The sequence below is a fragment of the Roseivirga sp. genome, from assembly GCF_049099775.1.
In the GTDB taxonomy this organism is placed as follows: domain Bacteria; phylum Bacteroidota; class Bacteroidia; order Cytophagales; family Cyclobacteriaceae; genus Roseivirga.
Map to the genome: position 1 here is coordinate 542,545 of NZ_JAGDZM010000004.1, position 26,367 is coordinate 568,911.

Annotated in this window: 14 protein-coding genes; 11 read left to right on the forward strand and 3 right to left on the reverse strand. The window is 40.8% G+C overall.

From position 1 onward, the window contains the following. Positions 1 to 32: 32 nt before the first annotated feature. On the reverse strand, positions 33 to 2,129 hold the full coding sequence (locus tag JXQ92_RS06870) for a DPP IV N-terminal domain-containing protein (RefSeq protein ID WP_421985861.1): 2,097 nt from the start codon (positions 2,127 to 2,129) through the stop codon (positions 33 to 35). Between the two features lie 399 nt (positions 2,130 to 2,528). On the opposite strand from JXQ92_RS06870, the gene JXQ92_RS06875 reads away from it, so the two are divergent. From JXQ92_RS06875 to JXQ92_RS06900, 6 genes are all read left to right on the forward strand, one after another. Next, positions 2,529 to 5,051, forward strand: coding sequence for an ABC transporter permease (locus tag JXQ92_RS06875; RefSeq protein WP_421985862.1), 2,523 nt, complete (start codon positions 2,529 to 2,531; stop codon positions 5,049 to 5,051). 198 nt (positions 5,052 to 5,249) lie between these two features. Next, positions 5,250 to 5,777 (forward strand): DsrE family protein, encoded by a 528-nt coding sequence (locus tag JXQ92_RS06880; RefSeq protein WP_421985863.1) that lies wholly within the window; start codon positions 5,250 to 5,252, stop codon positions 5,775 to 5,777. A 59-nt stretch (positions 5,778 to 5,836) separates the two neighbouring features. After that, positions 5,837 to 6,589, forward strand: coding sequence for a DUF6090 family protein (locus tag JXQ92_RS06885; protein WP_421985864.1), 753 nt, complete (start codon positions 5,837 to 5,839; stop codon positions 6,587 to 6,589). Between the two features lie 185 nt (positions 6,590 to 6,774). Next, complete coding sequence (locus tag JXQ92_RS06890) at positions 6,775 to 8,583, forward strand: ion channel (RefSeq protein ID WP_421985865.1); 1,809 nt, start codon at positions 6,775 to 6,777, stop codon at positions 8,581 to 8,583. Between the two features lie 150 nt (positions 8,584 to 8,733). Next, on the forward strand, positions 8,734 to 10,578 hold the full coding sequence (locus tag JXQ92_RS06895) for an ion channel (protein WP_421985866.1): 1,845 nt from the start codon (positions 8,734 to 8,736) through the stop codon (positions 10,576 to 10,578). Between the two features lie 250 nt (positions 10,579 to 10,828). Next, positions 10,829 to 15,280: a glycosyl hydrolase gene (locus JXQ92_RS06900; RefSeq protein WP_421985867.1), complete on the forward strand. Its 4,452-nt coding sequence runs from the start codon at positions 10,829 to 10,831 to the stop codon at positions 15,278 to 15,280. A gap of 85 nt (positions 15,281 to 15,365) precedes the next feature. On the opposite strand, the gene JXQ92_RS06905 is transcribed toward JXQ92_RS06900, so the two are convergent. Beyond that, positions 15,366 to 18,401 (reverse strand): WD40/YVTN/BNR-like repeat-containing protein, encoded by a 3,036-nt coding sequence (locus tag JXQ92_RS06905; protein ID WP_421985868.1) that lies wholly within the window; start codon positions 18,399 to 18,401, stop codon positions 15,366 to 15,368. Positions 18,402 to 18,500: 99 nt separating this feature from the next. On the opposite strand from JXQ92_RS06905, the gene JXQ92_RS06910 reads away from it, so the two are divergent. After that, the gene (locus tag JXQ92_RS06910) at positions 18,501 to 18,914 is read left to right on the forward strand and encodes a GNAT family N-acetyltransferase (protein ID WP_421985869.1); all 414 of its coding nucleotides are present in this window, start codon (positions 18,501 to 18,503) and stop codon (positions 18,912 to 18,914) included. Here JXQ92_RS06910 and JXQ92_RS06915 read toward each other — a convergent pair. Then, complete coding sequence (locus JXQ92_RS06915) at positions 18,901 to 20,202, reverse strand: M28 family metallopeptidase (RefSeq protein WP_421985870.1); 1,302 nt, start codon at positions 20,200 to 20,202, stop codon at positions 18,901 to 18,903. The two genes, JXQ92_RS06910 and JXQ92_RS06915, sit on opposite strands and share 14 nt — an antisense overlap. Before the next feature lie 74 nt (positions 20,203 to 20,276). On the opposite strand from JXQ92_RS06915, the gene JXQ92_RS06920 reads away from it, so the two are divergent. The 4 genes from JXQ92_RS06920 to JXQ92_RS06935 all read left to right on the forward strand — a co-directional run bounded on the left by JXQ92_RS06920 (position 20,277) and on the right by JXQ92_RS06935 (position 26,303). After that, on the forward strand, positions 20,277 to 20,561 hold the full coding sequence (locus JXQ92_RS06920) for a DUF3817 domain-containing protein (protein WP_421985871.1): 285 nt from the start codon (positions 20,277 to 20,279) through the stop codon (positions 20,559 to 20,561). Between the two features lie 87 nt (positions 20,562 to 20,648). Further along, complete coding sequence (locus JXQ92_RS06925) at positions 20,649 to 23,018, forward strand: TonB-dependent receptor (protein ID WP_421985872.1); 2,370 nt, start codon at positions 20,649 to 20,651, stop codon at positions 23,016 to 23,018. 100 nt (positions 23,019 to 23,118) lie between these two features. Next, the gene (locus JXQ92_RS06930) at positions 23,119 to 25,422 is read left to right on the forward strand and encodes a DNA topoisomerase 3 (protein ID WP_421985873.1); all 2,304 of its coding nucleotides are present in this window, start codon (positions 23,119 to 23,121) and stop codon (positions 25,420 to 25,422) included. A gap of 68 nt (positions 25,423 to 25,490) precedes the next feature. Then, positions 25,491 to 26,303, forward strand: a complete 813-nt coding sequence (locus JXQ92_RS06935; RefSeq protein WP_421985874.1) for a crotonase/enoyl-CoA hydratase family protein — start codon at positions 25,491 to 25,493, stop codon at positions 26,301 to 26,303. The last annotated feature ends 64 nt before the right edge of the window (positions 26,304 to 26,367 follow it).

The following is a 26,367-nucleotide window of genomic DNA, read 5'->3' on the forward strand; positions in this document are numbered from 1 at the left end:
GGCAGCACCTTTCTAATTGAGATTGACTCAGTTTATCTTTTGATTTGCATCGCCATACCGTTAGACATCACAAGGTGTTCTATAAAGAACTCCATCATTCTATCGGTATTTACCGCCGTATGACCTCTATCTGGCCCTACTTGTACTTCAAAACTCTTACCCGCATCTTGCAATGCCTTGATTAGTTGTAGTGAATTTGACGGATGCACGTTGTTATCTGCAGTACCGTAATACACCATAATTTCTCCTTCTAGATTTTTGGCGTAGTTCATTAAATTGAATGCATCATAGCCCGCCTTGTTATTCTCCAAGGTGTTCATGTAACGCTCAGTATAGATGTTGTCATAATTGATCCAATCAGTAACAGCTGAATTGGCCACAGCAGCATGATATACGTCTGGGAACCTTAATAAACTCATTGCAGCAGTAGTACCGCCGTATGATGTACCGTACACGCCTACTCTTTCCTTATCGAAATAAGGTCGATCGTAAAGTGATTTAATCCCTTCTGCGAAGTCATCTTGCTCAACGATTCCAAGGTTACCATAAAGCTGATCTAATAATTTCTTACCACGTCCTCTTACATTTCGACCGTCGATATCTACAATTAAGAATCCATATTCAGTTAACGGATTAGGGAAAGTAAATGTCTCTCTAAACTCATTAGTTGCAGGCCCGCCATAATTCGCGAGAATTAATGGATACTTCTTATTCGGGTCAAAATTGGATGGAAAATGAATCAATCCATGCAATTCGGTTACGCCATCGGCAGAAGTAAATGTAAATGCTTCAACTGTTTTAAGGCCTAGTTCTTCCCACTTCGAAATGTCACTTTGAGCCAATTCTGCTATGATTTTTCCTTTTGCAGAAACTAGGTTCGTAAACGGAGGTGTGTTATGCGTTTGTGCTACGTCAATAAAGTGCTTTCCATCAGGCGAAATAGTCACTCTGTGGTTAAAGGCAGGATCTGTCATGCGTGTATCCTTAGTGCCATCCATTTTTACACGATGTAACTGCATTTTCATGTGGTTTTCACCACTTCGCGCCATGTAGTACATATAGCCCGCCTTTTCATCGATTCTTACGATGTTGCTTACCTCAAAATCATGTTGCGTAAGCGCGGTAACTAATGTACCGTCAAAATTATATAAGTAATAGTTGTTAAAACCAGTACGCTCAGATGCCCACACAAAGTGTTTCCCATCTTCTAAGACACGCATTTCTGGCGTATTCTTAGTAAAGCTCGGCAGCCACTCTTCTCGTACAACTACTCTTGATTTTCCAGTTATTGGATCGGCAGCACGGTACTCCATAATATCTTGCTTACGGTTCGTACTATGATATAATAGCTCTTTACCATCAGGTGTCCAGCTCGTTCCATACAAGTATGTTCCTAAGGCACCATCATTAAAAGGCTTCCCATCACGTGTATCGAATTCAGTGATTTTCTTAGTCTCTAAATCATATACCATTAAGTCTACTGGCAAGTTAGGCTCACCAACTTTTGGGTAAGACATTACCTCAAGCGAATCATATAATGCTAATTGATCTAGCAGGACATAATACCTTTTGGCACCTTCTTCTTTGAATCTATAAAAAGCAATCTTCTTACTATCAGGCGACCACCACATGGCAGTATTCTGACCTAATTCTTCACCATAAACCCAAGTAGCAATACCATATTTAACAAGATTATCCATGTTTCCATCTGTGGTAATAGCCATTTCGCCAGAGCCATCAGGGTTGCTGATGTACATATTTCTATCTCTAGTAAATGCCTTTAATTTACCATCAGGAGAATCCGTAGAAGCATACTGTCTGCCTCTTGCCGGTCTGTTAAATCTTCTTCTTGGTGGCGGTGGCGGTGGATCACCCATGTCCGACATCTTCTTTTTGCGAACATCATAAGACCATAGTTTTCCGTCTTTTATAAATTCAAAAGACTTACCATCATCAGACCAATTGGCCGAAAGCGTTCCTGGTTTGACGGAACGTCTTATTTGAGGTGCCATTTTCCTATACTGATCGTAACCAGGCATGTTTTTTAACTTATCCTGTGCTTGCGTTTGAAAGCCAGCAAGACAGAAAAAAGCGGCTAACAGAAGCGTCAGCGAATACTTATTTTTCATATAATTTACTTTAAGAAATTCCTTCTAAGTTTCGAAGCCTAATACTACTACTTTCATGCCTAAAAAAGTAGTGCTAATTGTTTGGGTGGTTTTAATGGAGTATTGCGTGAAAAGGAATTATGGCTACCAGTCGTTGCTTAACTAAAAGATCGTACCCTTAACTCCTTTCAGGGTCTGCTCTAAATAGATGCTGAAATAAATTCAGCATAACGAAACCAATATATATTCACCTTACTGAAGTGCTGCCTCAAGAAGCCGTCCGCCAACGGACGGCATCGTTCTTGACAGAACAGTCGTTTAATTTCTGTTTGCTAGAAACCGCCTTTAAGGTGTTTAAACCTACTATTTATTTGGCATCTCGATTGTATGGGCTGACAATAATTATCTAAATTGATTGCGATGCTGAGAAACATGTTTAAGACTGCTTGGAGAACTTCCATAAGGCACAAGCAGTTCACACTGCTAAACCTTTTAGGCTTATCTATAGGGATTTCCACCTGCCTTATGATTGGTCTTTATGTTCAGGATGAGTTATCATTTGACAGTTTCCATCAGAACAAAGATCGCATTTATAGAATAAATCAATCCTCTATCTGGGGTGACTGGGATCAGCAGGTAGCCAATACAGGTCCCAACGTCTCTATTGCTCTAAGGACCGACATTCCAGAATTCGAACAAGTCACAAAAGTATTGGCCACTGAACCATTTGGAGCTTCTTATAGAACTGAATCGAATGGTATAACTTCTTTTTTAGAAAAGAAGATGTTTGCCGTAGAAGAAAATTTCTTTGATATTTTTTCATTTGAAGCTTCTCGAGGAGACCTTTCTCGTGCCCTCTCACAGCCATTTAAAGTGGTAATTACTCAATCCACAGCACTTAAGTATTTTGAAGAGGAAGATGCCCTAGGAAAAACGCTGCATATGAAAGGTACCATTTTAGAAGGTCCAAATGTAAAACCTGAGGAGTGGCAGCCCTTTGAAGTAACGGCAGTTTTAAAGGACCTTCCCACCAATTCACATCTTCAATTCGATATGCTTACTTCTATGAGTAGCTATCCTGACATCAAGGCCAATGAATCTACCTGGGTTTGGACTGGTTTTTCAAATTATGGATTGGTTAAGGAAGGAACTGACATCGAAGCACTAACATCCAAAATACAAGATATACCCCCAAAATGGGCAGCAAGCACCTTAAATATAGTTTTCGGTCAGTCATTCGAAGAATTGGAAGCAAGCGGGAATTCATGGAACCTTTACCTTCAACCCATAGAAGAAATTTACCTTAAACCAGAAATTGGTAACTTTCTTGGGCCTGTTGGAAGCATAACATACATCACCATTTTTACATCAGTTGGTCTGATCATTTTAATACTTTCCTGTATCAACTTTATGAATTTGTCAACTGCACGTTCTTCGAACCGTTCGAAAGAGGTCGGTGTTCGAAAAGTCCTAGGTGCTCAACGTAAATGGCTTATTAGACAATTCATATTCGAGTCTTTTTTATATGTATTCATGAGCACACTAATTGCCATTGTAGCAACCGAACTATTATTAGGTTTCTTCAATAACATCACCCAAAAAGAGCTAAGTCTTTACCTCTATTTAATTGATATAAAATTCTTGAGTATCATTCTGGGATTCGTTTTAGTTCTTGGTTTTGTGGCTGGCACCTACCCTGCCTTTTATCTTTCTTCATTCAAACCAGTACATGTACTCAAAGGTCAATTAAGTACAGGTGTAAAAGGAAAAGGTTTGAGAAATGCTTTGGTAGTTTTTCAATTCACTGCTTCTGTAGCACTAATCGTTAGCACTTTTTTTGTCCACAAACAGCTTAGTTATAATACAAATTTTGATGTAGGTTACGATCGCGAACATGTACTACAATTGCATAATATTGAGCGATTGGAATTACAGGTAGATGCCATTAAAAATTCACTTGCGAACAATCTAGCAGTAAAGGTAATAGGTCAATCACACGAAGTGCCTCCTAACATCCATAGAGGAGATATTGTGCAAGCCAATGGCAGCACAAAGGAGATCTTTGTAAAGCGAATGAAAGTAGATGAAAACTACCTACCGTTACTCGAGCCCGAATGGTTAATTGGAAGAAATTTTGATAATTCTCGTGCTACTGATAAGCAGTCAAGTGTTGTACTGAATGCTTCTGCAGTCAAAGTATTAGGTCTTGGTGTTCCCAGTACCTATGTGGAAAATTCACCGATTGGTAAATTCATCGTCCGTGGCTTAGACAAGTTTGAGATAATAGGCGTAGTTGATGATTTCCATTACAATAGTCTGAGACAAAAAGTTGAACCCTTGGTCATTTATCACATTGAAAATCCTCGCCTACCTGATAGTGGAACTAGTCCTTCTTATTTATCACTTCGCTTCGATAAAAAGGCAGCAAGTTCAGGGGGAAATTTACAATCATTGATTCGCCAAATTGAAACTGAGTTAGCCACTCTTGATTCCTCGTTTCCTTTTGAATACAGCTTCATGGATAAAAGTTTTGAAAATAGCTTTAGAAATGAACAAAAGATGGGAGGAATACTAAACGTATTCACTGCAATGGCAGTTATCATAGCTTGTCTAGGTCTTTTTGGACTTGCGGCATTCTCCGCAGAACAGCGTCGCAAAGAATTGGGTATCAGAAAAGTTTTGGGTGCTAAGGTGCTGCATTTGGTAGTTCTCTTTTCATCAGAGTTCACCAAGTTGGTCGTCATATCCTTGATAATCGCCACACCGGTGGCCTATTATTTTGTTGATTCCTGGCTAACGGGCTTTGCTTATAAAACACCCATCAACATGTGGGTATTTGTATTAGCTGGGGTTTCAGCATTGCTAATTTCTTGGGCAACCGTTGGTTTTCAATCATTAAAGACGGCACGATTAAATCCGGTTGATGCATTGAAGGATGATTAATTAATTTCACGTAATCATGAGGTACCGCAGCCTGCCTATCGGCAAGCAGTGATCTTCCAACGAAAGAATGAGATTCTTCGATACAATTGCCCTTCATTCAGGTCTCTTGTATTGAAACTTCAGCGAGGGCTCAATGACGAAAGGCATCAAATTACATGTCCTATTTTTCACTAACTTATTGACTCAAACTCAACCAAAATGAAACATCTCCTCACTGCAATACTACTGGCTTTAGGCCTTTCAATAACTCATGCCCAAGAAACAGTCTATCCGGTAATCCAGGGCTATGGAGTCATCAAGGTAGTACCCTTTGAAACTGCTAAACCTAACCCAAATGTTGAGTACAAATTACTGAGAGAGCATTACCAAGGTTATGAAGATAAAACTAAGCTTTATGGTGCCTTGAATTATACTGCACGTATCATCAATGCCCATGCTTACGCCGGGGTACCTGAAGAAAATTTAAAAATGGCCGTTGTGGTGTTTAGTGGTGCTACAGCTCTCGTTTTAAATAACAAAGAATACAATGAACGTTTTGGAGTTAATAATCCAAATTCTGACCTGATCAATCAACTCACTAAAGCTGGAGTTGAAATTATTGTTTGTGGACAATCCATGATGAATCAAAAGATATTACCTGAGCACGTTCATGAGGGAGTTTCCATGGCGGTTTCAAGAATTACGGCATCGTCGAATCTTTTAAATAAAGGATATAAGATATTCTGAAGGGATAACTACAACATTAAGATATGCTCACCTTTTTTCGAAAAATCCGAATACAGCTTATGGAACAAAAGAAAGTTTCTAAATACCTCCTTTACGCCGTCAGTGAAATCATGCTCGTTGTAATTGGAATTTACATTGCAATTCAATTTAATAACTGGAATGAAGGAAGAAAAAGTCGACATGTGGAACTCCAGTACTTCTATAACCTAAAGAACGACCTTAACGCAGACCTTCAAGGCTTAGATAAAATGATTGAACTTTCTAAAACTAAGGTGAGTGCAGCACAAGACATCAAACGAAACTCAGACCTTATGCAAATAGGATCTCTTTACACATTCAATCAAGATCTGCAAGACTTGACCTTTGTAGATGAATTTCGCCCGAATGACAATACATATGAAGAAATGAAGAGTTCCGGACATTTCAGTACGATGAGTATCAATGAACTGAAACTAAACTTGATGAACTTGAAAAAGACTTATTCGGAAATTGCAGCTGCACATGAGCATATCAGGAATGATTATAATGTATTTCTTGAAGACCTGATGCACCACATCGATTTAGGTAAATACTACGATCTCAGTAAATCGGATATTCCAAACCTAAAACTAACTTATGATTCGGCCTATATCGACAGTCACAAAGGTATTTTGGAGAATGAAGTTCGAGACCTTTTTAAGAACAAAGTGTTCTTGAACAACATATACCTACTCGAAATCAACTACACCTTCATCTCTGAAATTTTCAGCAACACCAAAGTGCAGGTCAATGAACTCATTGAGATGCTAGAAAAGGAACTTGATCAAGACTAACAGATCAATTTTGAACGACATGCAGGATCTAGGAAGGGAACTAAACAAACGTATGTGTACAGCTAATGAGAATCTTTGGGTCAAACAATTCTCTAGCAAGAACTACCTTCTCTCAGAATTACATGAAGGAAGACTGATTTCCTGTTTATCTGATTCCTGCTTACCTTAAAGCAACCATCGACCTTATGCGACACCTTATCCTAGCCCTTGGGCTACTCATTCCATTCGTTTCTTTAGCCCAGGACGAGGTTAAAGTCAGTGAATACTCTTACACCGAACTATTTAGAATGATTGAAGAGGAAGAGGATTCCGTCTTTAGGCTTGAAAACGCCAATATCTATTTCGAGCCAAAAACAGATTCCATCTTTCTGACAAAAGTTGATATGACTTCATTTTCATTATTAGCTAATAGTCGAGATTCAATCATTGTTTCTCCTAAAATTGTATTGGATAAAGTCAGTTTTCAAAATCTTTATAAAGGCGATTATCTACTGAGTTTGAGCAAAATTGTTTTTGAAAAAGAGGTAGTGATTAACTCCCCAAATCACCTCGCCATTACAAATTGCTCATTTAAAAACAAGTTTGAAATTATTCAAAGAGACAATGCCAATCAGACTGAATTCGATAATCTATGGATATGGAACAATTCTTTTTCAGGTGATGTAACAATCACTGCAAGACATTCAGACGCAGAACAACTGATGCAGATATGGCTGAAAAGAAATGTGATTAACAACGAAGTAACAACCATTTGGACTAACGCATCTGGTGACTTCGTTCTACATGATAATCACATCAAAGCGAGTAGAGTCTATTTATCCGGAAACAATGATACTGGGCCAACTGATAATATCGAATTGTTAAATAATGTCGTTGCAGCTCAAGACATTGATCTAGTTCTGAACACTAAAAATATTGAATACATAAAAATATCTAAAAATCGTTTTGAAGGCTGGATCACTTTATCTATTGACGATTTATCTGCAAGCTCTAGTATTATCGAATGGAATCAATTCTCAAATAAAATCATTGATAACGAAACCTTGAATTACTGGAAACATGACCTCTTCGGATTATTCGAACATGATGAATATGAAACTAAGTCTTTGAATAATTCGCAAACGGCTATTGAAGATCTGGATTATTACGTTTCATCTGCCAGAATTCAAGATCAGATGGTATACAATTCTGAGATAGCTCTAAGAGGTAAGTTCTATGATTATTTCAATTCTCGCCATGAAAATGAGGCGGCCAATCAAATCTATAGAGAAATGAAAGATTTGGAAACAGAGAGAATGGCTTATTTGTATCAAACCCAACCGACCTTTAAAACCTTCTTCAAATGGCACATTAATCAGTTTCTGAAAGAGTTTTCAGCCTATGGCACTGAACCTGAAAGAGCCATTATCTTTTCAATGTATGTAATTCTGGCCTTTGCCTTGGTCTACCTCTTCTTCCCCAACTACTGGGACAGCCATGGCAAAGACAGAATCCTACATCGATACCGGTTTTTCTTAAAATACCTCAACAAAGATGCAGGCATGCATGATGTATATCTAGAAGATAAAAAGGACGAATTGGCCCATTATGAAGGGTTTAGAAACTTTTTTATAGAGAATGGCAAAACAGTGCCCAAATTCTTTTTGGCCACGGCTCTTCCGCTCTACCGTTGGTCTACAGCCAGTACACGCGGCTCTTCATGGCTGCTCGAAAGAATAGATATTTTTAAAGGTCGTTGGAGTGAATTACCAGCTCCACAGCGTGCCATTAAAACCATATTGTTGGGAATAGTCTTTATGGCCGCGATTCTTTACGACATATTCATCAAGATTCTCAATGCCCTAATGCTGAGCATTAACACCTTCACCACGCTAGGCTTTGGAGAAATTCCCATCAAAGGCCTGCCACGCTATTTGGCTATCATCCAAGGCTTTATTGGCTGGTTTATGTTAACGATCTTCTCGGTGTCATTGATTAGTCAGCTGTTGAATTAGTCGGAAGTCAGAAGACGGATGACCGGTGGCCGGTGACCGAAGTGCAAAAAATATTGAGCCATCAACCGAACACAATAGACTCAACTCAACATTCATCATTCAACACTGACCTAACTGATTTCTGCTTACCTTAAAGCAACCATCAACCTTATGCGATACCTACTCCTCAGCCTTATACTATTCCTACCCCTGTTTTCACTTGCTCAGGAGGAGGTTCAATACGAAGAATTCTCTTACTCAGAATTCTTTAGAATGATCGAAGAAACGGAAGATTCGGTATTTACCTATGAAAACGCTGTGGTCAAGTACAATGAAGCAACTGATTCAGCTTTTGTCAATCGGAATGACCAGAAAAGTGGCAAATTCTTAATTAATGAAAATGCACATAGAATAAGCCTAAAACCTAAAATAACGCTAAATAACGTGCATTTTTTACAAGACACTCAAGGCATTATAGATTTTTTGGATAATGAAGAAGACTGGAGTTTTAAAGGAGTCATTCAACACTATATTTTTGAGGAACAAGTAACTCTAAGCAATACAGGTGAATTCACTTTCAATCAGTGCACTTTCAAGAAGGGAATAGTGGCGAATGCCTCAGGCGCAATAAAAGCGGCAACAGATAAATTCAATCTTGAAGGAATACAGATTTCTAATTCAGTGATCAATGATGAATTACAGCTCTTTTATGGGTTTAGGGAATCGGATAATATTGAGAATTCTATTATGGTTTTAGACAATAACAGAATCAATATAAACCGGAAGCGATCTGAAAACACCTTTAAGCCTGAAATTTTCCTTTTTTTAAGAGCATCCTTTAATTCGGTTTTTATTGACAATGAAATTGTAGGAAAGGGAAGGTTGCAGTTTGTCAGCGATGGAAATCAAGTGACTGATTTCAGCAACAATAAGATAGATAGTATTCAAATCCAGATGATTATAAATCAATTAAAAGGGATTGACCAACTTTCTATTAAAGGGAATCAATTTGAATCCTATGTAAAACTCACGCTTCCAGAATTAAAAACAAATCATAAAGTGGAGTGGGCACAATTTGAAGATAAGCTGATAAACTACCAAGAATATATTGATTATTGGGTTGACCAACCTGACACTTATTTTCTAAACGCTCAAAACGTTCAACCCTATTATGACTCCATTAGAATAGCCAATAAATCAGTCTTTGAAGGTGAAAATTCAGTGCGAGGAGTTTTATACAATCACTATAGCGCTACTTTAAATCACGAAAGCAAAAATGCAGTCTATGTAGAGATAAAAGATATGCAGACGGAGCGGTTGGCATACTTGTACAAGCAAGACCCTACCTTTGATAACTTTTTCAGTCTACAGATTAATCGTTTCCTGAAGGTATTCTCCAATTATGGTACGCGACCATCTTTAGCCATTACTTTCTCGGTCTATGTAATTCTTTTATTTGCCTTGATCTACCTCTTCTTCCCTAACCATTGGGATAGCCATGGTAAGAACCGGATCATGGATCGGTATCGGTTCTTTCTCAAATATGTAAACAGAGATTCAGGCATGCATGAAGTCTATATGGACGAAAAGCAACCTGATTTACTAGCCTCAGAAGACTTTAAACTCTATTTGCAAGAACAAGGTAAAACCGCACCCAAGTTCTTTATGGTTACTGCCTTGCCACTTTATCGTTGGTCTGTGGCAGGTACTAAAAGTGCTTCGTGGTTGCTCTCTAAAGTAGATGTACTCAAAGGCAAATGGTCTGAAACAGAAGACTCAAAAAAAGGTGGCAAGTCCTTTTTACTGATTACTGCTTTTCTGATCGCCCTTCTTTACGACATCTTCATCAAAATGCTGAATGCCCTAATGCTCAGTATCAACACCTTTACAACTTTAGGTTTTGGAGAGATTCCAATAAAGGGTCTACCTCGCTACTTGGCTATTATTCAGGGCTTTATTGGTTGGTTTATGCTGACGATCTTCTCGGTGTCATTGATTAGTCAACTCCTGAATTAAAGCTGTAGCATCAATTTGAAAGCTGTTCGTTCTGGGAAATGCCGAGAATCTGAAGAATGAAGATGACTCGGGGTTGACGACTTTTAGTGTGAGTTTGATTGCTCAATTACTTAATTGGGCCTTTTTAGAAATGCTCGTAAACCTTTGTGGTAATCATTGATGTATGTTTGATGTATAGGTTTATAGGGCAACGAGGCTTTAAATGTTTAGCTTGCTTTCAGGCAAATTTGCCAAATCTAACCTAAATCGAATGCTTCGATCAACCCGTTTATTCAGAGCAGCGCTCATCTTTCTGATTATCATTTTCAACACCGGAGAAACACTACTCATAGCACAAACTACTCAAGTGGGTTCAGCCAGTTACACCACCGTTTTCCCTGGAGTAGACGAAGCAGGGAGAAACGGAGTCCCTCCAGGCACTCCACAGCTGAGTGGCAACGCTCTTGGCAAGCCGGTTCCTACAAACGACTGGTGGTCGGCACTTATCAACAACGATCACACCGATAATCTTTTCAATTACCCCATGGCACTGAAGACTACCAATGCGGGGCTGGTAGTGAGCTATATCCCTTGGGGGGTGTATGATGATCAGGAGCCCATCATTGTGGGGGTAACAGACTTAAATGCCAGCAGGGCCAATGTTTCCGATTATTCGGACTGGACTGTTACCATGGATTTCAATGATGGGTCACATCAACTTGAAGCAACTTCTGGAATTGCCATGCCTTTCCTCTACTTTAACAAAGCCAGTGAGGATGAGGCCCGTGTTACAGTAAATCTGGGTGAAGTAACGGTTAAGGATGAAGTAATTATTGTGAGGGATGCGCGCAATGGTGGAGATTTTGCCATTTATGCCCCGTCGGGCAGTACTTGGATGCAAGATGGAAACACCTATACCTCCGACCTCAACGGGAAAGATTTTTGGTCTATGGCCATGATTCCGCTGAATGCAGAAGACATTGATGCGGTGGTAGAAGAATACAAGGTTTATGCTTACGTATTCCCAGCTAATACTACCACCAGTTGGGACTATAACAATAGCACTGGTGTAGTACGCACCGATTTTACCATTGACACCGATGTAAAAGAAGGTGAAGGTACCAATATGCTAATAGGCTTGCTTCCCCACCAATGGGATAATCTGGCCAGTAATTCAGCACAGCCCGACAAGTACAGCTATAGCTCGGTGAGAGGTGAACTCAAAACCATGGCAGGAAATAGTTTCAGTGTTGAAAATACCTTCTACGGTATTTTACCTACCATGCCCTACTTGGCCAACTACAGTGAGGGCTTTAGTCCTGCTGAAATGAATGACCGAATCAAAGAAATAGAAAACGAGGGGCTAGCTACTTGGACTGATTCTTACAACGAAGGTCAGGTGATGAATCGACTGATTCAGACAGCTCGTATAGCCGACCAGACTGGCAATACAGAGGCACTTGACAAAATTGTTGCCACCATCAAAGAGCGACTGGAAGACTGGCTGACCTATGAGGCCTCTGAGGTAGCTTTTCTCTTTTACTACAACAGCGACTGGTCGGCCATGCTAGGCTACCCTGCTGGACACGGGCAAGACAACAACATCAATGACCATCACTTTCACTGGGGTTACTTCATTCATGCTGCTGCCTTTATGGAGCAGTTTGAACCCGGTTGGGCCGATAAATGGGGCGAAATGATTAATCATCTGGTAAGAGATGCCGCCTCTTCGAACCGAAACGATGACCTCTTCCCTTTCCTAAGAAACTTTAGCCCCTATGCAGGACACTGTTGGGCCAATGGTTTTGCTTCTTTCCCTCAGGGCAACGACCAGGAGTCAACTTCTGAGAGTATGCAATTCAACTCATCGCTCATTCACTGGGGAAGCATTACGGGAAATGATGAAATCCGCGACCTAGGTATCTACCTCTATACCACTGAACAGACGGCTATTGAAGAATACTGGCTTGACATGAACGAAAGGACGTTCAAAGATGACCAGCAGTACAGCCTAGTCTCTCGCGTTTGGGGTAATTCTTATGACAACGGTACTTTTTGGACCTCAGACATCACTGCTTCCTATGTGATAGAAATGTACCCGATTCATGGCGGTTCGCTCTACTTAGGGCAAAACCAAGACTATGTTCAGAAGATTTGGAATGAGCTGAAACAGTATACCGGGATTCTCGACAACAATGATAACAACCCCAACTTATGGCACGATGTAATCTGGAAATATCTCTCTTTTATAGATCCAGAAGAAGCCATAGAACTCTATGATGCAAATCAGGAAAGGACATTGAAGTTTGGCGTATCTGATGCCCAAACCTATCACTGGCTCCATGCCATCAATGCCTTAGGAACTGTGGATATAAGTGTGACGGCAGATCATCCCATTGCTTCGGCATTCAATAAAGATGGCGAAACAACTTATGTAGCCCATAACTATAGCAATACTCCGATTACTGTGACTTACTCTGATGGGTATGCTCTGGAAGTGCCTGCCAAAACCATGGCTACCAGTCGAGATATCAATGCTAAAGGCTCACTTGTGTCTGACTTTGATCGTGCTTATGCAGAAGGCAGTATCAACCTAACAGCTAGTATAGAAGGTGAAGGAATTACTAAAGTTGAATTCCTTGATGGCAATACCGTAATAGGTGAAAAAACTGCTGCACCATTTGAAATACGGGCCACGGATCTGTCGCTGGGTATACATGGTTTCTATGCTAGGGTATATATAGACGAAGATTTTGTGGTGTCCAATATTGTATCTGTGCAGGTTGGCGAGCAAGTGCCCTACAGCGGTACCGCCTCTGCCCTTCCTGGCAGCATAGAAGCTGGCCATTACGATAAATATGAGGGCGGCTCTGGACAAGGCGTATCTTATGTAGATGTATCGGCAGGCAACGAAGGCAACTTCCGTACTGATGAGTCGATGGACGCTACTAACTCAGGTGCTGAGGGCGCCACCATTGGCTGGATAGCCAGCGGAGAATGGGTAGAGTACACCATCAATGTGACTGAGCCCGGAATCTATGACATGGATTTCAGGTACGCTTCGAACAATCAAAACGGAGGCGGCCCATTCCACCTTGAACTAGACGGAAAAGTCATCAGCGATGACATCAGCGTGCCTTTTACTGGTGGCTGGGAAACCTGGGAAACAAAATCAGTGGCAGACCTAAATTTTGCTGGTGGCTCACACGTTTTGCGAGTTGTTTTCGACAATGGCGAATTCAACCTCGGCAAAATGACTTTCAGTTTTGCCGATGCGCTGCCCTACAGCCAGCCGGTCGCCCATGCTGGTAAAAACGTATTGGTGGTATTGCCAAAAACTACCGCGGCTCTTGATGGTTCAGGCAGCAACGACCCTGATGCTAGTGATTTGACTTATAACTGGACTCAGGTGTTCGGCCCTAGCAGTATGGAGTTTTCAGATCCGACCATTGTTAATCCAGAAATTTCAGGTCTGGTTGAAGGTGTTTACCTAGTAAACTTATCGGTAAGCAATAGTGAGTATAATGACGATGACGATGTCTATGTAATTGTAGATGAAGATGGAAGTTTCGCTCCATTAGTCGGTATTATATCACCAGAAGATGGACAGGAGTTTATCGAAGGTAAAACAGTCGACATTAGCGCTAGCGCTTCGGATATAGATGATAACATTAGTCAGATTGAATTTTTTGTAGATGGCAATAGCATAGCCGTTGTCACTTCGACACCATATACCACCAGTTGGACAGCCGTGCTGGGTGATTATGTATTAACCGCTACAGCTACTGATGAAGCAGGAAACACCACCACTTCTGATGAAGTAGAAATCACCGTGATAAAAGCACCTAGCTGCAGTGGTGAATCAGTCAATGGCGAATACAGTTATGAATTTTCTAACGATGCGGAAAACCCAACGCTTACCTTTATTCCAAGCGAAACCGGAGTAGGTGACCAAACCTGTATCCTCTATTATAGAACCGATAGTTCTTCGGAATACGGTGGGTATAACGTGACACCTAACATTCCATTTCAACTCAACGCAGCAGAAGGTAGCACAGTTAGTTTTTACTATACCTACTCATTCCCTGGCCAGGGCGAAAAAACCACAGCTGACTCACCTCAGACTTATGTAGTGGGCACTTGTATTCCTGAAGAGATCATTATCCTGACTATGGAAGACGCTACAATGAGTATAAATGAAAATAGTGAAGTGGGCACATTAGTGGGTACGCCAGAGTCGGAATATTCTGGTACAGGTACATTGAGCTACAGCATTACCAGTGGTAATGGCAGCGGGGCATTTCAAATCAGTAATACGAGTGGTAGTATATCAGTGGCCGATTCCGACTTGATGGATTTTGAGACCACGCCAACTTTTACCATTGGGCTTAGTGTAACCGATGGAGAACTAACGGCCACCGCTACGATTACTATCAACCTCAATGACGAAGAAGAGATTGTAACTGGACTGAAGGAAGCAATAACCAACAGGCTGGAAATTTATCCAAATCCTGTGTCTACTACCCTAACGCTTAACGTTCCTTCTGGTGAGCTCATAAACCTATATGGCATTGTAAATGCCCAGGGCAAAGAGCTGAATGTACCGGTGCAAACAGAAGAAAACAAGATGATTTTAGATTTCTCAGGTCTCAGTAATGGCATTTACCTGCTATTGATTGAGAAGCTTGGGGTGAGGTATTATATGAAGGTGCTGAAGCGGTAGAAAAAGAACCGAAATCAAGTCCCCACTCCGTTTTGTATCGTTTCGGCTAAAAGAAAGTGAAAGAGAGGATTTAAAGTTGGCTTATTTAATCCACCAACCCCTTCCACCTTTCATTCATTGCTAACAGTGTATTTTGAAGCGACTTTATCGCCTCAATTGTTTGAGTAGTAGGTTGTACATCAGCTGCTTGTATCAGGTTCATCATAAATAAGAATTTCTGTTGTAAGCCTACCAAAGTTTCTTGATTAGCATCAACCGAACGAATACTCCCATATATAATGTCAGGGTTTCCTACTTTACCGCTCCCTCGTAATGCCGTCAGTCCCTTAGATGGTTTGTTCATTCCATCAATTGTCTCTACAATTTCCTGTAATTCATGATAAGCCGTATAGCAATCCATGCTTAAATCATGTTGGACTTTTAAAGCTTTTTCGCTAATAATTACTCTTGGATCCATTCGAAGATTCAAAGGCCTTTCACTCACCTTGCCATCAACTGTCAATCTCACACGGTATGTACCGGGGTTAACCATTGGTCCGTGAGGGCCACTCGGAGTACTTTTGTATACAGCGGCTATCGAAAATTGTCGTCTAGATCCTCTTGGCGGCTCATGTTTCAAATCCCAAATAAACCGGTGATGTCCTTTTTCAGTACTAAGTTTTTGTTCGGGCCTAATCCAATACGTAGGATGAGGCATGCTAGTACTATCTCTTACTTCTGGTTTATCATCAGAACGATAAGTTCTAATTACATCACCTTTAGTGTTTAAAATCTCTAGTTGAACTAGGCGTGCGTTCTTATTGAGTTGGTAATCTAGTATCGCACCATCTGGCGGGTTTTGTCCTGTAGGCTCTTCTGGAGGAAGTGGAGTATCATGGAACATGTTATCGCGCACCCTTGTGGTCATAGACGGTGTATACAAATGGATTTCGTTTTTATTGGAATTCGCCATTTCTCTTAAAGGCGCAATATTATCTAGAATCCAAGCTGATCGACCATGCGTCCCCACGACTAAATCATCTTCATGAATAACTAAGTCTCTGATAGAAGTTGCCGGCATGTTATTACGCAGCGATTGCCAGTTTTCACCATCGTCAACAGAGAAGTATACTTCTCGTTCTGTGCCTGCATAGAGTAATCCCTTTCGTTTAGGGTCTTCTCTCACCACATTAACAGGTCCATTAGGATTCAAGCCCTTGGTGATTAGTTTCCATGTTTTACCACTATCATGTGTACGATAGACATAAGGGGTCATATCATCCTTTCTAATCGCATTGATAGCGATGTAGGCAGTACCTTGATCGAAATGCCCTGCATCAATTTGAGACACCTTATCCCAAGTGCTTATTTCCGGCGGTGTCACTTCAGTCCAGTCAGCTCCTCCATTTGTAGTGATATGTACTCGTCCATCATCAGTGCCCGCCCAAATGGTCTGAACATCTAATGGAGAAGGTCCGACAGCATAGATGACGCCTCTTCTTGCCATGGTTTCCATGGCCTTGGTTTTATAATGTCCAACACTAGCAGGAACTTCTGGCTGTTCATAAGTCAGGTCAGGGCTTATGATTTCCCAGCTCTGTCCTTCATTCATGGTTTTCCAAAGTACATTGGTGGCAAACAACAACATGTTGTCGTCTGCTGGGTGAAACATCAATGGCATGGTTCTTACAAACCGATAATCGCCAGAGCGTATTGCTTCAGGGGTAATGTTCTGAGCCTGTCCTGTTTTCTTATCAAACCGCATCACCCTGCCTCCATAAATAATGTTTGGGTCTTTTGGATCTGGCGCCACATAAGCGTATTCATCAGCTCCAACTCCCATAAATTCTCTAAAACTGATCTGTCCACCATCTCCTCTACTCGCAATACCGATTGCGCCGCTTTCCTGCTGACCTCCATAAACCATATAAGGGTAATCATTGTCCGTGCTTACATGATAAAGTTGGGTAGTCGGTTGGTTGTACCAGGAACTCCATGTCCGACCTGCATTCACAGTAACCACAGCCCCTTGATCTGCCACAAAGAGCATGATATCAGGGTTGATCGGGTTAATCCAAATGCGGTGGTAATCATCACCTCCTGGCGCTCCTTTAAGGGAAGACCATGTCTTACCGCCATCGGCAGATGTATAGGAGGCAACATTGGCCACATAGATGCGATCCGGGTTTTTCGGGTGAATCTTGATTTCAGCAAAATCACCTCCTCTGCCCCAGAGTCTTCTATTTTCATGGATTAACGCCCAACTTTCTCCTGCATCAGTACTCTTATAAATTCCTCCATTCTGTCTAGCATCGACAGTTGCAAACATGATGTTTGAATTACTTGGTGCAATGCCTACTCCTATGCGGCCTAGACCTTGTTCAGCACCCGGCAATCCCTTAGTAACCTTCCTCCAGTTTTCACCACCATCTGTACTCTTATACAGGCCACTATTCGGTCCAGAGAATTTCGCGTTCTCCCATGGTCCTTCTTGGTGTTCCCACATATCGGCAAAAAGGATATCGGGATTATTCGGATCGAATTCCACCTGAATGGCACCTGTGTTTTCATTGATATAAAGTACCTTTTTCCAGATCTTGCCCCCATTGGTAGTTTTAAAAACGCCCCTTTGCTCATTCGCTCCATAGGGATGGCCTAAACCGGCGACAATAACAATATCTGGATTTGTGGGATGCACAATTAGTCGGCCTACTTGCTGAACATCTTTTAACCCTATATGTGACCAACTTTTACCACCATCTGTACTTTTGAAAATACCATCTCCTACTCCAAGATCGGGTCTATGAAGTCCTTCTCCGCTCCCGACATAAAGGATATCAGGATTACTCGGTGCCACAGCAATATCACCGACGGACCCCGTTGGTGCATCATCGAAAATAGGGTTCCAGGTTCTTCCATAATCATCGGTTTTCCAAACACCCCCATTATTTACCCCCATAAAGAAAACATTGGGTTGCGAAGGTATTCCAACACCACCTACTGTTCTTGATGCTCTAAAAGGCCCAATCATTCTATAGTCAAGGTTCTGATAGGATGATTTAGATATTTGCTGTGCTGATAGAACTGAAAGTGAAAACAAAAAAATGACCGAAAAGCTAAGTCGAATTCTAGATAATTGCATGAGGTAAAAAATGGTTTGTTGAGTTTACCGATAAAGCCTGATAAAACCAATTGTTAGTTGATGACTAAAGTGTAAACCCTTCTTATCTTCGAGCGAATAATGATTACTATTAACTCCATAAAAGCCGAGGATACTTGGCCTATTAGACACAAAGTAATGTGGCCGAACGAGTCTTTGGAGTTTGTAAAACTAGCCGAAGATATGCGAGGCTTGCATTTCGGTTTGTTTGAAAATGACCGTCTCGTTTCTGTGGTCTCCCTTTTCATTACTGATAGCGAAGCCCAGTTCCGAAAACTAGCAACTTTAGTGGCTCATCAGGGGAAAGGATATGGATCAGCACTAATAAACCACATTTTAGAGGAATCAAAAGCCCTAAATATTTCAAGAATCTGGTGCAATGCTAGACTCGACAAGACTTCTTTTTACCACAAGTTCGATCTAAAAGAAACTGCCCATTCTTTTGTCAAAAATGGGCAGTCTTATGTGGTGATGGAGAAGCTTACCGAACTTTAGCTGGGTCTACCCTTGTTGGGGTATCCTCTCCCGAAATCATTCTTGTTGCCGCTGCAGCCAATGCCTTTATGGTATTTGTCATGTGCTCAAGGTCAATTGTACTGACTTCATCTGAAGCTTTATGGTAATGAGGATCAATGTCAATTTGAGTGGTACTGATTGAATGAGCAGGTACACCTAAACGTGCTAGTGTAGCATTGTCTGATCGATAAAAAAGGTTTTGTTTAGGATATGGATCTGGGTAGAAAGTATATTTAGTACCCTCTACAGCTTTTTGAAGTAGAGTACCAAAGCTTGATTTATCAAAACCAGTGATCCAAGCTGAATTTGTCCCCTCTTTAGCGCTCGTACCAATCATTTCGATATTGAACATAGCTACAATCTCATCCGGATTCAATTGCTGAGAAAAGTAAGTCGAACCAAATCCTCCACTTTCTTCAGCTGTAAAGGCCACAAACATGATCGTTCGCTCCGGTTTCTTACCTGTATCCTTAAAGTACTTAGCTAGTGTCATTACAGCCGTTGTACCAGAAGCATCATCATTAGCGCCGTTATATATCTTATCTTCTCCGTCTCCACTTATACCTAAATGATCATAGTGGGCACTAAACAATACGATTTCATTTGGTCTATTCCCTGTGATTTTCCCTGCAACATTGGCAAGGCTTTGCGTCTTTACATTATTATTCACTGAAACTTCAAGTTCATTGACTTTTTCGGCGTCTGAAAGTACCATAATAATCCCGTTTTCGGCATCAAGCTTCATTACATTGCTTCCTCTAGAAAAGAACCCCTTATAGCGACCAAACAAGCCTTTATGCTTTGAGTGTACAACCATTAAAGTTTTGCCCTCCATACCTCTAGCTTCTCCAAACTTAGCCTGCATGTTATCATTAGCACCTACCATTACAATGTTACTTCCCGTCAGCTCCATTGTAAAAGATTCGGCATTCGCCATCGATATTATGCTTTCAGCTGCAATGTCAATACCATTTATTTTAACAGAGGATTCTTTTGGAGTAAGTGCATACATATTGAACTGTTGCTGATAGCTATCTAGTCCATCGATATACTCCAACCCAGCCTTCTTGAACTCACTTTCAATAAACCTTGCGGCTTTTTCAATGCCTGGAGTAAAAATCATTCTACCCTCCATGTCGTCAGCGGCAAGTGTAGTAATGATTCTAGTGACTTCCGCCTGATCTATAACGGCTTCTTTTTGACAAATCGCGAGTGTAGAATATGAGAGCACAACAAGGCATAAAATGGAACGGACCGACTTATTCATAATATTGAATTGATTGATTTTTTCTGCATTGAATTTAATACTATTTTCGCCAATCTATGAGCCTATCGCCAACTATGTCATTGAAAACACTTCGCATGCTTGCGCTTTGGGAAGGCATCAGTTACCTAGTTTTAGTAGGCATTTGTATGCCTTTAAAATACCTTTTCGACATTCCTGAACCTACCCATCCCATTGGCCTAGCCCATGGAGTACTTTTCGTAAGCTATTGTATTATGGTGCTCATCGTTACCCTTCAATACAAATGGTCCTTTAAGACCATGTTTTTAGCAGGCATTGCATCATTGTTGCCCTTTGGCACTTTTGTGGCAGACAAAAGAATCTTTAAGCCTGCTGAATAAGCGAAATAATATTATTTGAAGTTTTCGAAACAGTTAGAATCTAGGACTGTTGTTAATGTCATATTGAGCTAAAAGAGATTAACCACAATGCAGCCTAAATACTTGCTTACCCTTATTGGACTTATTTGCCTCCAATTTTCTTATGCATTTCAATCAAAGGCGCAGTTAACTGGCTTTGTTACTGACGCCAAAACAGGCGAATCAATTCCTGGTGCCACTGTAAGACTTTTAGACACACAATTAGGTAATATAACCGATGATAAAGGCTTTTATACAATAGAAGACATTATGCCTGCCACCTACAGTGTGCAGGTTTCATATGTAGGTTATGAAACCGTTATCAAATATGGAATTATTATAAAAACAGGTGGTATTCCGGATGTAAACTTCAAGTTGAAGGAGTCAATCGCGGAACTAGATGAGGTAGTCGTGATAGCCAACCCATTTGAAAAGATTGAAGAAACGCCTCTTTCCATCCAAAGGCTTTCTAGAGAAGAAATAGCTACTTATCCGGGTGGAAATAACGACATCGCGAAAGTAGTGCAATCACTACCAGGTGTTGGTGGTTCTGTTGGTGGCTTTAGAAATGATGTGATTATTCGAGGCGGAGCACCAAATGAAAACGTCTATTATTTAGATGGCATAGAGATTCCAAATATTAACCATTTCGCAACGCAAGGTAGTGCCGGTGGCCCCGTTGGCCTTCTAAATGTTAGCTTTTTTGAAGGGGTAACACTTTCTACGAGCGCTTTCGGCGCTCAGTACGACAATGTGCTTTCAGGTGTGCTACAATTCGATCAGAGACGTGGAAATGCTAGAGATTTTAAAACGAATATTCGTGTCGGAAGTAGTGAAACAGCCTTAACACTGGAAGGCCCTCTGTTTAAAAAAGAGAATGAAGACAGCAACACCACATTTATAGTTTCTGTAAGAAGATCTTATTTACAGCTGATTTTTCAATTGATCGGTTTACCTATCCTTCCCGACTACTGGGATTATCAATACAAAATGACTCACAAAATTGACGACTATAATGAATTACTGATTACTGGCGTGGGTTCTATTGATGACTTCCAAGTAAATGAACTCGATGAATTTGACGAAGAGCAACAGGCAACGCAAGATCAAGTTCCCATCATAAAGCAACAAACTAACACCATTGGTGTCAGTTGGAAAAACAGATTCAAAGATGGTACTGGTTTTATGACCACTACGCTGAGTAATAATCGACTGGAGAACGATTTCAGACAGTTTACGGATAACATCAACCAAACGGGGCTTTTCCTTCAAAATGTATCCGTAGAAAGTGAAACCAAACTAAGGTATAACTACACTAAATTTCTGGATGAATGGACCGTAAGCGGTGGTTTGAGTTTACAAAACGTGAACTACGAAAACCAAACGATCGATTTGGTAAATAATTTCCAGTATGATGGCGATATTAATTTCTTTCGATACGGACTTTTCGGCCAAGCAAATAAAAGGCTTTGGGACGATCGCTTGAGCTTATCTTTAGGCGTTCGTTTCGATGCCAACACATTTACTAATGATGGCGACAATCTGCTAGAAACGTTTAGTCCAAGAATTTCGGCAGCCTATACATTCGATGCTCAGCGCAAATGGTCGGTCAATGCATCTTTAGGCAGGTACTTTAAAATACCACCATATACCATTTTAGGTTTTACGAATAATGCCGGTGCTTTCGCTAATCAAAACGCAGAATACATTAGAAGTGATCATGCGGTTTTAGGTCTAGAGTATCTAGTAACACCATCAGCAAGGTTCACTTTAGAAGGATTCTACAAGAAATACGACAATTACCCTGTTTCGATAACTGATAGTGTTTCGTTGGCCAATTTAGGTGGAGACTTTTCGGTATTAGGTAACGAACCTATTGCCAGTATTGGCTTAGGGCGAACGCTGGGACTTGAGTTTCTTTATCAGAAAAAATTCACCAAAAACTATTACTTAATCGCCGCATATACCTTCTACAAGAGTGAATTCACAGCTTTCGATCCAGATGTATTTTTGCCTAGCTCTTGGGACAGCAGACATTTGCTTTCAATTACAGGAGGTTACCAATTCGGTAACAACTGGGAAATAAGTGGAAGAATGCGATACCTTGGAAGAACACCTTTTGCTCCGGTAGACCGTGAAGCAACTCTTGCAAACTACCCGGCCATAATCAGAGACTTTTCGCAGATTGGCGCACAGAGATTAGACACCTATAACCAAGTAGACCTCAGAATTGATAAAAAATGGAATTATACCAATTGGACGTTGAACATCTTCCTAGAAATACAAAACGTTCTTGGCTCGAACATTCCTCAAGAACCAGAATTTGGACTGGCAAGAGATGCTGACGGCATGGAACTATCACCGCGTGGACTCATAGAAATTATGGGGATTGACAATTCGAGTGTTCTCCCTTCTATCGGTGTTGTTATTGACTTTTAGGAGTTTAGCCATCAGCAAGAAATTGATAGTCTTGTAAACCTATTGATTGGGTCAGTTTATTCCCTTATACTTGAGGGATTTTGCTTGTTCCCGATCGTTTATGAAAGTCTGTATTGCCGAAAAACCCAGTGTCGCTAAAGAGATAGCGCAGGTGATTGGTGCAAATGCAAGAAAAGACGGTTACTATGAAGGAAATGGCTATCAAGTCACCTGGACATTCGGCCACTTTTGCACGCTACTCCCTCCCGAAGATTACAAACCGCACTGGAAACGTTGGGATTTAAACACGCTACCCATGCTGCCCGATCGGTTTGAAACCAAAGTAATGGACGACGGTGGCGTTAAAAAACAGTTTAAAGTAATTCAATCCCTATTCAGCAAAGCGAGCTTAGTGATAAACTGCGGTGATGCTGGGCAAGAAGGTGAACTAATTCAACGCTGGGTAATAAAGAAAGCAGGTTATACAGGCGAAGTGCAGCGGCTCTGGATTTCTTCATTAACCACAGAGGCGATAAAATCAGGTTTCGGCAACTTAAAATCTGCTCAAGAATTTGATAATCTTTATTATGCTGGAAGCTCAAGAGCTATAGGTGATTGGCTTTTGGGCATGAATGCCACAAGGCTCTATACCTTGAAGTACGGAGGATTTAAGCAGGTGCTCTCCATAGGTAGGGTACAAACGCCCACTTTGGCCATGCTTGTCAATAGGCATCATGAAATTGAGAACTTCAAGCCTCAACCTTATTGGGAAATACAAACCATATATCGAGATACCATCTTCAACAATTCCACGGGTAAGTATTTAAAAAAGGAAGATGGCCAGGCAGTTATTCAAAAGATCAGTGGGAAAGATCTTTTCATTACTGATGTGGAAAAAAAAGATGGTAAAGAGTATGCCCCAAAGCTTTTCGACCTTACTAGTCTGCAAGTTTACTGTAACAGCAAATTTGGTTTTACCGCCGAGGCAACACTAAAATTAGTTCAGAAACTCTATGAAATGAAGGTCGTGACTTACCCTAGAGTCGATACTACATTTCTGCCCAATGATATGTACCCGAAGATTCCTACAATCTTAAAAGGGCTTACCAAATACAGTCAATTCACAAATTCCTTGATGAATACGGCCATCCGTAAATCGAAAAAGGTATTTAACGATAATAAGGTAACGGATCACCATGCCATTATCCCAACGGGTGAAGAAAAGCACCTTAACAGCGATGAACAGAAGGTTTATGACATTGTTGTCAGAAGGTTTATTGCCGTTTTCTATCCCGATTGCCAAGTCGCCAAAACGCAAGTAAAGGCACAAGTGGACGATATTCCCTTTGTAGCGAAGGGTAAGGAAATTTTAGTTGATGGCTGGCGAGAACTTTTTCCAAAAGAAAAGAAAAAGAGCGATGAGGAGGAGGATGAAAAGAAAGAGGAAGAAGAAAATTTACTTCCTTCATTCGATGTAGACGAACATGGTTCTCATGAACCCTCATTTTTAGAAAAAACCACCAAAGCGCCCAATAATTTCACAGAGGCCTCACTCCTTAGGGCTATGGAAACGGCCGGTAAGCAAGTAGAAGATGATGAACTCCGAGACCTAATGAAAGCCAATGGTATCGGCCGGCCATCTACTCGTGCTAATATTATTGAAACACTCTTTAGACGAAAATATACGGAGAGGAGAAAGAAGCAAGTTGTGCCTACACAGATGGGCGTTCAATTGATTGATACGATTCAAAACCAACTACTGAAGTCGGCGGAGCTCACAGGACAATGGGAAAAACAACTTAAAGAAATTGAAGGCGGAGAATTCAGCGCCAAACGGTTCATTGCCAATATGATGAAAATGGTAGACGAACTGGTATATGAAGTTCGTTCTGAAACCGGCAGACCAAGATTATCAAGCCAACCCGTGGCCCAACCAAAAAAGAAGCCTGTTAAAAAAGAGGCAGCCATGAAGTGCCCAAAATGTGGGAATGGTAAGGTTTTGAAAGGCAAAACAAGTTTTGGCTGTAGTAATTGGAATAACGGATGCAAGCTGCGAATTCCATTTATTTACCTTAAAAAAAAGCTTTCCGATAAGCAAGTAGAACGTTTGGTAGAAAAGAAGGCTACTACCAAACTGAAAGGCTTCAAAGTGGATGGCCAGAAAGCTGAGGGTATTATTAAAATTGATGATCAAGGTGAGTTGTCATTCGAAAACTTAAGCAAAAAGAAGGCTACTGAACAAGTGGGGAAAATGCCTATTTGTCCAAAATGCAAAAAAGGATCGCTGATAAAAGGGCAAACCGCCTATGGGTGCGATCGCTGGAAATCGGGTTGCGATTTCAGGTTCCCTTTTCAGGAAATAAAGCTTAAAGCAAAGGGCAAGGCACTAACTAAGGAATTGGTGTTAGAAATCATAAGCAGCTAAAACTTATTTCCTTCCCTACTTTTATTAATGGGTCAAGCTATTGAAATTGAAACAAATAGTTAAACCCTATGTCATACCAACACTTCAAAGTAGAAATTGCCGATAAAGTAGCACAAGTAAAATTCAACCGACCAGATAAGGCCAATGCCCTCCACATAGAAGCATGGGTAGAAATGCAGAAGATTTTCGAAAGCCTTTCTACTGATGAAACGGTTAGGGTAATTGTACTAACTGGCGAAGGCAAACACTTTTGTGCTGGCATTGACTTAGAGTTACTCATGTCGGTGAACAGCTTTAAAGCCATTGGCTGCAGTGCTAAGCGCAGTGAGAAAATCCGAAATTTCATCTTAGAACTTCAAGATACAATTACGGCCATAGAAAAATGTTCCAAACCAGTTATTGCCGCTGTTCATGGCGGGTGTATTGGTGGCGCAGTAGACATAGTTTCTGCTTGTGATATGCGTTACAGCACCGCAGATGCTTACTTTTCCATTAAGGAAATAGACCTTGGTATGGTGGCTGATATTGGTACTCTTCAGCGATTGCCTAAAATCATCTCCTCTGCTATCGTATCAGAAATGGCCTATACGGGCAGAAAAGTAAGTGGAAAAGAAGCTGAAAAAATAGGACTTGTGAATAGAAGTTTCGATTCACCTGATGAATTGACAGATGGCGTAATGCAAGTCGCCCATGCTATAGCGAGTAAATCCCCGCTTTCCATAAGAGGTACTAAAGAGATTATCCGTTTTACTAGAGATCATAACGTTGATGACTCATTGAATTATATCGCTACATGGAATGCGGCCATGCTGCTTTCTAATGATTTAACGGAAGCATTTAAAGCGACTATGGAAAAACGAGCGCCTGAATTCGAGGATTAATTCTTTTGCGCAGAAACTCACAATTATTTGAACTAGAACCACTGACTTGAGTGTTGGTTGAGCG